Source organism: Ruminiclostridium josui JCM 17888, assembly GCF_000526495.1.
GTDB classification, from domain to species: domain Bacteria; phylum Bacillota; class Clostridia; order Acetivibrionales; family DSM-1351; genus Ruminiclostridium; species Ruminiclostridium josui.
Genome location: NZ_JAGE01000001.1, coordinates 960047 through 971623 on the forward strand (window position 1 = coordinate 960047; position 11577 = coordinate 971623).

The following is an 11577-nucleotide window of genomic DNA, read 5'->3' on the forward strand; positions in this document are numbered from 1 at the left end:
CCTATACTAAACCTTGCTTTTGTGCCCAGTCTAATGTCCTTCTTATCCCCTCTTCCAAAGAGATTTTTGGGTTGTACCTGAAGTCTTTTTTTGCCTTGGTGCAATCGCACACCCAATAGTTTGATGTCATCCATTTAACATCTCTTCTTGCTAATGGTGGATCAAATCGAAACACATATCCAATCCCCTCCAGGATAGTACTTAAAGTCATCGTCCACCACTTTGGCCAAAATTTCTTAGGATATCCTGTATTTAAGGATTTCGTAATCTCTGATAAGATCTCACTTATCTTGTATGGACGCCCATCTGATAGAAAGTATGTTTGTCCAATTGTTTTTTCACTCTTCTCTGCTCCGATTAACCCTTCTACAAGGTTATCAACGAAACAGAAATCAAATAGATTTTCATGGCTGCCAGGTATAGGTAGTGACTTACCGGATACACTTGCCTCTTTAATCATCTTAAAGAAGCCAACCCAGTCCTTATCCCCAATTCCATACACCATAGGCGGACGTATTACAACAATAGGAAGACTGTATTTTTTGTGATATTCACTAGCAATCTTCTCTACTTCAACTTTACTGATTCCGTAATTTGTTATTGGTTTTAATGGACTATTTTCATTAAGAAGTTTTCCATCTCTTGACGGACCTGTCGCTGCTATAGAACTCATAAGGACAATCTTCTTTATTCCCTCACTAGAAATGGCAGTATCAAGTATGTTTCTTGTTCCTAGTACATTAACTTCTTCATAATGCTTGTAAGGTTTGATAAGGCTAGGATGGGCTCTAGCCGCAAGGTGATAAATTACATCTACGTCCTCCAAGGCTAGTTTCACAGAGACAGGGTCTTTAACATCACCGATTACAAACTTAACATCTGGAAAGTCTATAATTGAAGTGTCAGATTTTTCTCTAACAAGGCATTTGATCTGCCTTCCTTCCGCTGATAACTTCTTTATTAGCCGCTTTCCAATAAATCCGGTACCACCAGTTATTAGCGTGTACATTTCTACTTCCTACTTTCTTTTTAATTTAATTAGTAATTACTAATATTTAATTCGTCAAAAAATACAATATATAGTATTTTTACCTTTAATTTTATTAAATCCCAGTTATTTTTTTGCATATTTTATGTTATTACTCATTAATTAAAGTCAACCAAAATATTCAACTATTATGAGAAAATGTTTTATTTTTTGAGTCTCTGTTAAATAAAATCATCGTTGATTGGGCTAATAAGCTACGAAATCAATATACTAAAAGGGAGTGTCGCAAAACTACTTAAAAAGTAGTCAGCGGTGCTCCCTTCTTTTGCTCCAATATTTTTAGATGTTAAATTGTTGATTACTCTGTAGTTAATTCCCTATTTTGTGGAATTTGAGCGCACTTTAATAGGCCTATTAGATTTCGTTGGAATTTTAGCAGGCTTTTACTTCATGAAGTTCTTTTCCACATCGGTCATTTTGAATTTTGGAGTGTAATTTGTTTATGTTATAGCCAAAACACAGCAGGATAAATTCGGTTTTAACACTGTTTTTCCCTCGTGTTAAAAAACGGCTGAAATTGTAATCACTTTTTAGAACTCCAAAGGCTCCTTCAACTTGGATGGAACGATTTACCCTTAGAAGAATGCCTTTCTCCGTCAAGATGTTTTCATAAGATTTTTGTCTCTTTTTTACAAATGTCTTAGATACCTGCATTTTGCGATTTCCTTGGGCTTTTGTACACTTAGACTTATAGGGGCAATTACTGCAATCTTCACATTCATATATGCTAATCTCGGAACGATATCCTGTTGCTGATTTTCTATGAGTTGTTCCTGACATTTTTAATTGTTTTCCATTATGGCACGTATACTCATCTTTCTCTTCATCATAATGCATATTTTCACGCTTGCTGATATCTTTCTTGAAGCTTTTCTTCTTCCATATCTCGTATGTTTGAGGTATTGTTTGAATGTGTCCTGTGACGATTATAGAACAACTCTATATATTCAAAGACAGCTTTTTTTGCCTCATCTCGAGTACTAAAGGTATAATCATTCAGCCATTCCATTTTTAGTTTGCCCCAGAAGGATTCCATTGGTGCATTGTCGTAACAGTTGCCTTTTCTACTCATACTGCAGATAAAGCCGAGCTTTTCAAGTAATTTCTGATACTCTTTGCTAGCATATTGTACTCCTCGATCTGAATGTACTATCAATCCTTCCTTTGCTCCGGTTCGTCCGATGGCTTGCTTGAGAGCAGGTGATACAATCTCGGTTTTCATACGGCTATCCATAGCCCAGCCAACCAAGCCACGACTGTATAGATCCATTACTCCTGCAAAGTATAGCCAACCTTCTTTTGTTGGTATGTATGTTATATCAGATACCCATTTTTCATTGGGTTTGTCCGTGGAAATTTTGATTCAATATGTTATCAGCGACTGGTAGATTGTGCTTTGAGTTGGTTGTTGCCTAGTATTTCTTTGTTACTTTTGACCTGATACCATTTGCTTTAATAATTCTGGCAACTCGAACTCTGCTTGCCTTATGGTCAGCAGGCAGATTATTAGTAATCTGAGGTGCACCGTAGATTCTACGGCTCTTCTCATGAATTTCTTTGATTGGTTTCAGTAGCTTACGATTCTCAGTGGTTCGTTTACTCTCTCCTCTGGATGCATAAGCATAATAGCCGCTTCACATCTTTGCAATCCGAAATACGAAGCGATGTTCAAAGATAAACTTGAACTCTACTATTTCTGATTTTTCGCAAAGTAGGCCGCGGCTTTTTTTAGTATTTCGTTTTCCTCTTTGAGATCAGCCAATTCACGGCGAAGTTTTCTGATTTCATCATCTTCCGGCTTCAAGTTGCCACTACCGGGAAAGGCGTTGTTACCATCATTTTTGTAATTCCTTACCCAATCCCTGACTGTAGTATAATGAACATTAAGTTCCTCAGTTATTTTACTAACAGTTGCTTCACCGGATAAAATTCGCAATACTGCTTGCTCCTTAAATGCTTTGTCAAATTTTCTTCGTTCTCCCATTTGAATCCCTCCATTTTTATTATGTAGGGATTCTTCGTGTCCATCAAACTGGAGCAAGGTCATACTAGAATTAATGATAATGCCTTCAAGAGAACTTCCTATCTTACATTGTGTTATAGTTCTACGCAAGGGTTACTTTCGTATGCCGAGCCCATTAAGCACATCTGATTAAGAATTTCTGCATACAAATCAAATAAAGCTCTTAACCTATCAATATCTTTTATCACACCTGCTACGCAAAAATATAACTCATCAACACCTTCGGGAAAACTTTTGCCAAACCATCCCTCGTCGTCTTTTATTTCAAGACTGATATTTGGTTGAAACTCAATCAGTTTTCTGATTTTACTATTTGAAAATAATGTGCGTAGTTTCTGCTCATCATTGCCTTTAATAATAAAATCTTCGTCAAATTCAGGAAATCCAACTTCAACATCCTGTCCACCTAAAAATTTTCCAATCTCACTAAAAATACCTTTTCTGTAAATCTTAAATCTGAATCCGTCTTTATTTACATAAGGTGCCCTCATTCTTGTATAAGTAGTACTGGATTTTCCTGTTGAAACAGTATACGTATCTAAAGTAACAGTCCAATCTTTTACCTGAGCAACAACTTTGTCCGTTGAAAAAAAGCCACCCTCTACGAATTCACTACCAATTTGATCACTTAATGATTTCCAGATTTCTTTTTTACTTGGTCCAAATATTTCTCTAAAAATTCCCATTTAACCCTCTCCCTATGTAATATCATTTTACTTTTGCTTGATAAATCTATTTTTGCACAGTGCTCTTTATCCCTATTTCAATTATATTTTATTAATTATAACAAAGTAAGTCTAATCATTAAAAGATTTAGAATGATATAAGTCTCAGGATACTTTTCCCACATTATACCATATAATTCCTTAAAAATGCTCTGCATTTTCACCTATTTTATGATTTTAAAGAAAAAAACATTCCAACTATTTCTTATCTTTCTTAACCTGTTCAATAGATTTCCAAAAATCAATATTTATGGTAGACTTTATTCATATGAATCTAAAATTATGGGAGGGATAAGTAATGGACTTTTTACAATTGGCGGAGAAACGTTTTTCTGTAAGAAGCTTTGCAGATAAGGAGATTGAACAAGAAAAGATTGATGCAATATTACGAGCCGGTCAGGTAGCTCCTACAGCTTGTAATTTTCAACCTCAGAAGATACTGGTAATTAAGAGCAAGGAGGCTTTAGAAAAATATAGAAAATGTACAGTCTGTCACTTTAATGCTCCCCTTGCTATCCTCACATGTTACGATAAGTCACTTTGCTGGACAAGAGAATATGACGGAAAAACAAGCGGAGATATCGATGCTGCAATTATCACAACTCATATGATGCTTGAAGCCGCAAATCTGGGAATCGGTTCCACATGGGTTATGCACTTTATTCCGGAGGCTATTCGTGAAGAATTTCAATTGCCGGATAATTATGAGCCTGTTAGTATTCTTGCTATGGGATATCCGGCGGAGGATGCAAAGCCATCTCCAAGTCATTCCAATATCAAGCCTCTGTCCGATACGGTTTTTTATGATGAGTATTGATTATGAGTTATAAGTCCTGCCAGTTTGGCAGGACTTATAACTATCTCATCACCGACTTCAACATAGTTCTGACTTACTCTCCTATAACACAGGTACCCTGGATTTATTCCGTTGCCTGTATAGCCTGATTAATTACATTAATCATTATGTCTTTCGTCATCATTCCCGGTACATAGCCCAAAACATTTCCTTCTTTATCAATCATAAAGGTTGTTGGAAACGCTGATATGTTGTAGTTTCTGAATATTTCTCCCGTTTCATCAAATACCGTTGGAAAAGTATATTTATTATCCTCTAAAAATGATTTTATCTCTTCTTTTTTAACATCTTGATTGTTTGGATACTCCTCGCTTTTAGGATTAGCAACCCCTAGAAATACTACTTCGTCCCGGTTCAGATTATATTTATTATATAGTTCCTCAATATCCGGCATTTCCTTTTTACACGGAGGACACCACGTTGCCCAAAAATTAAGGAATACGACTTTACCCTTGTAATCAGACAGCTTATGTTTTTTGCCATATTGATCTGTCAAGGTAAAATCAAAAGCGGGAATCACTCTCTTCTCCCCACTCGATGTGCCGTCTTTTTCAGTAGCCTGATTTTCTGATGTGTCCGAAGTGTTCTTCGATTCTGATTTATCTTGTATTACCTGTGAATTATTCTGTTGATTATTACTTATTGAATTTAGATAACCTGATACACCATTCATCCATCCTGTAAAAATCATAACACCCATTATTATGAGAATAACTCCTCCAACTTTTACGGTGTATTTTAAGAGCTTTTGTTTTGCCTTTAGTAAATTCAATACTTGCGTAGTAAACAAGCCTAGAAGCAGGAAAGGCACTAAGAAACCAATAGCATAAACAAATACAAGTATATTGCCCATTACTGATGATGTTGCACCGGAAGCCATAATTAGAACAGAGGATAATGCAGGTCCTATACAGGGAGTCCATGCAAAACTAAAGGTAAATCCCATAGCAAGTGCTATAGCAGGATTCATCTTTTTATCAGGCAGATTCATCTTTATTTTTCTTTCTCTTTGCAAAAATGAAAGATTAAAAATTCCAATCTGAAATAATCCTAATAATATAATTAAAACACCACCAATTCTGGTAAGCAGTAGCTTGTTGCTACTAAAAAAGCTACCAAGAGCAGTAAATGACATACCTAATATAAAAAAGCTGAAGGATATTCCCAAAACAAAAAATATGGTATTTAGAAACACTTTTTTTCTTTCATATTCAATAGTACCATCTTCTAAAACCTTTTTCCCATTACCTGCCAAATATCCCATGTAGACCGGGATTAGTGGTATTACGCAAGGAGAAAAAAAGGATAATATTCCTTCTATAAATACAAGTATAAAACTCACACTGTTTGTCCCTGTTAAATTTCCAATCATAAAATCCTCCATCATAATACTTCTATTCCGGTTTTATACTGTGATTAAATCACATAGGCTATTGTTTACTTTATGTGAAATTGAATTCCGTGGCAATGCTTTCTCTTCCACTTATTTTGTCATTATAATATTCATAGAAAGAGATTCCTAAAAAGCTGCCTGTGATATTAATAACGTATTGAAAGCCCAAATTCTGAAGTGCCAAAGTTGCATTGTAACTGCGTAATCCTCTAGTGTTCCATCGAACTTAATGGCAGTGGCAACAATATTTTGTCTTTTTATTTTACAATCCATTCTTTTGCCCAGCTAAACAAATCTTCCGACATTGCATCAAACTCCACTTCACCGCCGTTTTTAAGAGTTAAAAATGTAGAAACAATCTCTTTTTCCTTGTGGTTTACAACTTCAATTAAGTTTCTTAGATGTTTTGTATATTTTCCAGTTTCCTTGAAAGCGATGGCCTGCACAACAAAGGATGCAGATTTATAAAGTCCTCGCAAAATTTCATTATTCTTTTCGTACAGCATATTATGGATGCATCCATGATAGATATTGCAAGTGCCAATTTTAATTGCTCTGTCAATGGCGTTAGCATCTATTTTGGGTAGTAGCTCATCAAGGCTGCCCTTTATAGGCTTTGTATCGTTATAGAATTGGAAAAGATCAGATGCTTCCCCACGTCCATAGCTTCCCTGCAATCCAACAAACCAAACTCTATGGCTGAAGTTTTTCTGCAAAGCTAGTAGAAAATCATCCATCCAAGTTGTAATTTCAAGCATATCTATCCCTCTATAAATTCAAATTTATCTTTTTTCTTCAACTATACTTTTTATTCTTTTTGTTCAAGCACTTTTCCTGCATACCCACAGCTAATCAAGTAATATAATGACGGCACCGCATGGTAAAATATTACTATTTAACTAAGCCATTTATTAAACAAATAAGTAGCTGGTCATAGACAAGGAGCCCATTGTGTAGCCCTTGTTAAATATGGATATCTTGTCCTCTCCGTCAGTAGCACCAAGGATGTATAAAATGGGGTAAAAATGTTCCGGCGTAGGCACGGATAATTTTGCATTTTCTCCTAAGCTTATATAATTAATAACATTCTCATGTTTTTTATTTTCTATATTTTCTTGAATAAAATCATCAAATTCATGGGCCCAGTCAAAGCCATTGTCCTGCCTTCCCCAGTCAATTAAAAGCAGATTATGAACAATATTTCCCGTGCCAAATAAAAGAACACCTTGATGTCTTAATGATTTTAGCTCCTTGCCTATTTTGAAATGTACCTCAGGTGGCGCAGTGGCATCTATGCTTATTTGAAATACTGGAATATCCCTTTCGGGATACATATGAACCAACACAGACCAAGTACCATGATCGATGCCCCAAGTATTATCAAATATATTTGGAGTGGTTATTAGACTTTTCGTATGCTCGGCAAGTTTTGGATTCCCGGGACTATTATATAAAATCTCATATAACTCTTTAGGAAATCCGTACATATCATATATAGTTTTGGGATTCTCTTCATTCATAATCCTAGTGCCTTTTGTATACCAATGTGCTGAGATTGATATTATTGACTCAGGCTTAGGAATTTTCTTTGCTATTTCTCTCCAGTTCCTTGTATACTGGTTATCTTCTATTGCATTCATAGGTGAACCATGTCCTACAAACACCATCGGCATTTTTGACATATGGTCATCTCCTTTTTGCTCACCGATTTGATATTGTACTTAATAACATCTTTCCCCGGTTTTCTGTTTCCAAAACGAATAATTTTATCGAATCAGTCTCCGTTTATTTCATATATAGAGGGAAACACTAGTTAAATAATTAACTACTGTTATTTATTTTTTGGTCATATTCAGGTCACAATCGGGATTTATATTAGGTACATCGACAATAAAATTATGAAAGAGGTAAAGTTATGAAACTAGCATGGAAAGAAATTAAGCATAGCAAATCTAAATATGTATTAATAGAGAGCATCCTTATTCTGATGATATTTATGGTTGTATTTTTATCTGGTCTGGCAAATGGACTTGGTTGGGCCATTAGTGCCTCCATTGAAAAGAGAGATGCGGAGTATTTCGTAATGAGTACAGATGCCGAAAAATTAATCTCCATATCCAATATAAACACAGATGTATTGGAAAAAGTAGCATCTCAAACAAGTAACAATGTAACAAATCTTAATATCAAGAGGTCCAATATTAACACATTAGAGGATGAGCAGAAATTAGATATCACCTATTTTGTTATTAATCCATCAAGTTTTCTTTCTCCGGATGCAACTGAAGGGACAGCATTATCAAATTCCTCAGCAGAGTATCCAATTCTATTGGATGATTCCTTTAAGGAAAAAGATATAGACATTGGAGATGTAATAGAGGATTCTGTAACTGGACTTTCTTTAACAGTAGTAGGCTTTACCCATGATGAGATTTATGGTCACTCACCTGTAGGCTTTATTGGAGCAGATACATTTACAACTCTTAATCTGAAGGTAAATTCTTCTTATACTGAAAAGTATAATGCAATCGCAGTGCAGGGCTCGGATATCGAAAATATTAATATAAAAGGATTAGAAGTGGTAGATAAAGCAACAGTGATTGATAATCTTCCGGGGTACGCCGCTGAGCAGTTAACTATTAAAATGATTCTTTGGGTACTAGTTATAATATCTGCAGCAGTATTAGGTGTATTCTTCTACGTAATTACTATTCAGAAGCAAAAACAGTTCGGTGTGCTTAAAGCCATAGGAATGAAGATGTCAGAACTTGCAAGATATATTATGCATCAAGTTCTAATTCTTTCAGCTTTTGGTGTACTTGTCGGCAATCTTATTGCCGTTGGTATGGCCTCTATGCTCCCAAGTAGTATGCCCTTCGCTCTTGAAATGCCTATGGTGATTATTATATCTATTGTATTTATAGCAATCTCCTTACTCACCAGTTTAGTCTCCATAAGAAAAGTTGCAAAAGTAGACCCGATTATAATTATAGGAGGAAATGAATAATGAATAATGAATATGCATTACAGTTAAATAATATATCAAAATCTTATCAAGATGGTGACCAACAAAATAACATATTAAAAAATGTTTCCCTAGAAGTAAAACCGGGTGAATTTGTTGCAATTATTGGTCCTTCCGGCTCAGGTAAAAGTACGTTTCTATCCATATCCGGTGCATTACTTTCACCAACAGATGGTAGCGTTGTAGTTGGCGGAGAAAAGGTTTTAAAAAAGCAAAGCAAAAAATTGGTTAAAATCCGCAGGGAAAAGATTGGATTTATATTTCAGAGTCATCACCTCCTTCCTTTTCTAACAGCAAAAGAACAGCTTACATTTGTAATTGATATGAATAAAAAGAATGGGAAAACTAAAATGAATGCAGATGATATGCTAGAAGACCTTGGATTGTCAGGATGTGCAAATAAATATCCTGCAAAAATGTCCGGTGGTGAAAAACAACGTGTAGCAATTGCAAGAGCTTTTATGAATAATCCAGATATAATCCTGGCTGATGAGCCTACAGCAAGCCTAGATGGAACAAGAGGCCGACAGGTAGTGGAATTAATTAGAAAAGAAGTTAAAAAGCACAATAAAGCAGCTATCATGGTAACTCATGATGAAAGAGTATTAGACCTTGTGGATGTTGTATATCGATTAGAAAATGCTGAATTGAAAAAAGTAGTAAATCATTAATTGAAAGCGGGTGATAGCATGTTCTCCATTCTTGTTGTTGAAGATGATGAGATACTAAATAAGATGATATGTGCAAAGTTACAGCAAGAATCCTATCGTGTGTTTACTTCATACGATGGAGAACAAGCTCTAGCCCTGCTGGACAAGGAACATATCGATTTGATTATCAGCGATATAATGATGCCAAATATGGATGGATACCAATTAGCTAAGGAGCTTCGGGATGCAGAATATACAATTCCAATTCTAATGATAACAGCGAAGAATCAATTTGAAGATATGGAAAAAGGATTTCGTGCTGGAACAGATGATTATATGGTTAAGCCAATTAGTATGAGAGAATTAGTACTCCGAGTGAAGGCATTGTTAAGGAGAGCTCAAATAGCAAATGAAAAAAAGTTAGTAGTAGGTAGTACCTTACTTGATTATAATGCCTTGACAGTTAAGGTTAATGAAGAAATCTACGAAATGCCACCTAAGGAATTCTATCTCCTTTTTAAGCTTTTGAGTAACCCAAATAAGATATTTACAAGACAAGAATTAATGGATGAAATATGGGGGTTGGACACAGAGGTGGATGACCGTACCATCGATTCTCATATTAAGAAGCTTCGCAGAAAATTTGAACATTGTTCTGACTTTGAAATTGTTACCATTCGGGGACTAGGGTATAAATCAAAAATATAGGAAAGGATTCATAATTCCAATGACGACGAAAATTAGAAAGAGCAAAATATCTCTACGATTAAAGCTTGCGTTGGCATCCATTATAATCCTTTTTATTTCCTGTGGAATCGCGTATTTTATAGTATTTATGGGCTTTTCCTACCTATACAGCGGTCCAATTACCAGTACAGTTGCACTATATATGTGCCTTATTACTTGTGCCATAACCATGATTTTGGGTGGTGTGGCACTTTGGCATTCAGCCTCCTATATAATGAACCCTATTGTTGAAATTAGTAAAGGAATACAAAAGGTAGCCGAGGGTGACTTTACAGTACAATTATCATTTAATAATATTCATAGAAGAAAAAACGAGTTATATTCAGATGAAATTGATGTAATGGCAGAAAATTTTAACAAAATGACACGGGAATTAAATGGAATGGACTATATGCGAAAGGATTTTATGAGCAATGTATCCCATGAAATTAAGACGCCTGTTGCAGCAATTGCAGGTTTTTCAGAGATGCTGTTGGATGGAGGCCTTAGTGAACAAGAACAAAAGGAATACCTTTCATATATCTATCAGGAATCACAAAGACTTTCTCGTATGAGTGAAAACATGCTTCATATGTCCAGATTGGATAATCAGAATATCGTGGACTTAAAACAGGAAGTCAAGGTGGATGAACAAATTAGGCGTTGTATAATCCTTCTGGAGGAAAAGTGGTGTGATAAAGATATTCAATATGAACTTGATCTTGAAAAATGCAGTATGGCAAGTAACTATGACTTACTCTTTCAGTTGTGGACTAATCTAATTGATAATGCCATAAAATATTCAGGTAAAAAGTGTACCATATGGATTGCAACCAAGGTTATAGACAATTTTCTTAAGTTTACAATCAGGGACGAAGGAATAGGAATATCAAAAGAAAAATTAAGTAAAATATATGATAAATTCTATCAGTGTGATGAATCACACAAAAGGCTTGGTAATGGGCTGGGTCTATCCATAGTAAAAAGGATTATTGAATTACTAAATGGCAATATTTTGTGTGAAAGTGAAGTAGGTGTAGGAACGACTATGACCGTTATATTGCCCATTCAAAAATTTTGATGTGGAATGTATGAATTGGCTGATACCCTCGTCCTAAAACACTGGAATAT

The 11577-nt window shown here is 35.3% G+C and carries 10 protein-coding genes and 2 pseudogenes; 5 read left to right on the forward strand and 7 right to left on the reverse strand.

The features are described 5' to 3' along the window. Position 1: 1 nt before the first annotated feature. The 4 genes and pseudogenes from K412_RS0104475 to K412_RS0104495 form a co-directional block, all read right to left on the reverse strand. Positions 2–1009 carry an NAD-dependent epimerase/dehydratase family protein gene (locus K412_RS0104475; protein ID WP_024832011.1) on the reverse strand — a complete coding sequence of 336 codons (1008 nt, stop codon included), beginning with the start codon at positions 1007–1009 and terminating at the stop codon, positions 2–4. A 411-nt stretch (positions 1010–1420) separates the two neighbouring features. Beyond that, positions 1421–1948, reverse strand: a pseudogene (locus K412_RS0104480) (transposase); the annotation flags it as partial. Beyond that, a pseudogene (locus K412_RS21650) lies at positions 1890–3032 on the reverse strand (IS3 family transposase). The pseudogenes K412_RS21650 and K412_RS0104480, both read right to left, overlap by 59 nt. 113 nt (positions 3033–3145) lie before the next feature. After that, the gene (locus K412_RS0104495; RefSeq protein ID WP_024832014.1) at positions 3146–3757 is read right to left on the reverse strand and encodes a hypothetical protein; all 612 of its coding nucleotides are present in this window, start codon (positions 3755–3757) and stop codon (positions 3146–3148) included. Between the two features lie 337 nt (positions 3758–4094). On the opposite strand from K412_RS0104495, the gene K412_RS0104500 reads away from it, so the two are divergent. Beyond that, entirely contained in the window at positions 4095–4613 is a 519-nt protein-coding gene (locus tag K412_RS0104500; RefSeq protein WP_024832015.1) for a nitroreductase family protein, read from the forward strand. A 103-nt stretch (positions 4614–4716) separates the two neighbouring features. Here the strand turns inward: K412_RS0104500 and K412_RS0104505 are convergent, their stop codons facing one another. From K412_RS0104505 to ygiD, 3 genes are all read right to left on the reverse strand, one after another. Further along, positions 4717–6024 carry a cytochrome c biogenesis protein/redoxin gene (locus K412_RS0104505; RefSeq protein WP_024832016.1) on the reverse strand — a complete coding sequence of 436 codons (1308 nt, stop codon included), beginning with the start codon at positions 6022–6024 and terminating at the stop codon, positions 4717–4719. 278 nt (positions 6025–6302) lie between these two features. After that, positions 6303–6803, reverse strand: a complete 501-nt coding sequence (locus K412_RS0104515) for a hypothetical protein (RefSeq protein ID WP_024832017.1) — start codon at positions 6801–6803, stop codon at positions 6303–6305. 153 nt (positions 6804–6956) lie between these two features. Beyond that, a complete protein-coding gene (gene ygiD / locus K412_RS0104520; protein WP_024832018.1) occupies positions 6957–7727 on the reverse strand; it encodes a 4,5-DOPA-extradiol-dioxygenase in 771 nt (256 codons plus the stop codon). A 233-nt stretch (positions 7728–7960) separates the two neighbouring features. Here ygiD and K412_RS0104525 point away from each other — a divergent pair, with 233 nt between their 5' ends. Genes K412_RS0104525 through K412_RS0104540 form a run of 4 tightly spaced genes read left to right on the forward strand, consistent with a single transcriptional unit; the run spans position 7961 to position 11527 of the window. After that, positions 7961–9052: an ABC transporter permease gene (locus tag K412_RS0104525; protein ID WP_024832019.1), complete on the forward strand. Its 1092-nt coding sequence runs from the start codon at positions 7961–7963 to the stop codon at positions 9050–9052. Further along, positions 9052–9741, forward strand: a complete 690-nt coding sequence (locus K412_RS0104530) for an ABC transporter ATP-binding protein (protein WP_024832020.1) — start codon at positions 9052–9054, stop codon at positions 9739–9741. Before K412_RS0104525 ends, K412_RS0104530 begins: the two co-directional genes overlap by 1 nt. Before the next feature lie 18 nt (positions 9742–9759). Next, entirely contained in the window at positions 9760–10428 is a 669-nt protein-coding gene (locus tag K412_RS0104535; RefSeq protein ID WP_024832021.1) for a response regulator transcription factor, read from the forward strand. 19 nt (positions 10429–10447) lie between these two features. After that, positions 10448–11527, forward strand: a complete 1080-nt coding sequence (locus tag K412_RS0104540; protein WP_034847159.1) for a HAMP domain-containing sensor histidine kinase — start codon at positions 10448–10450, stop codon at positions 11525–11527. Positions 11528–11577: the final 50 nt, after the last annotated feature.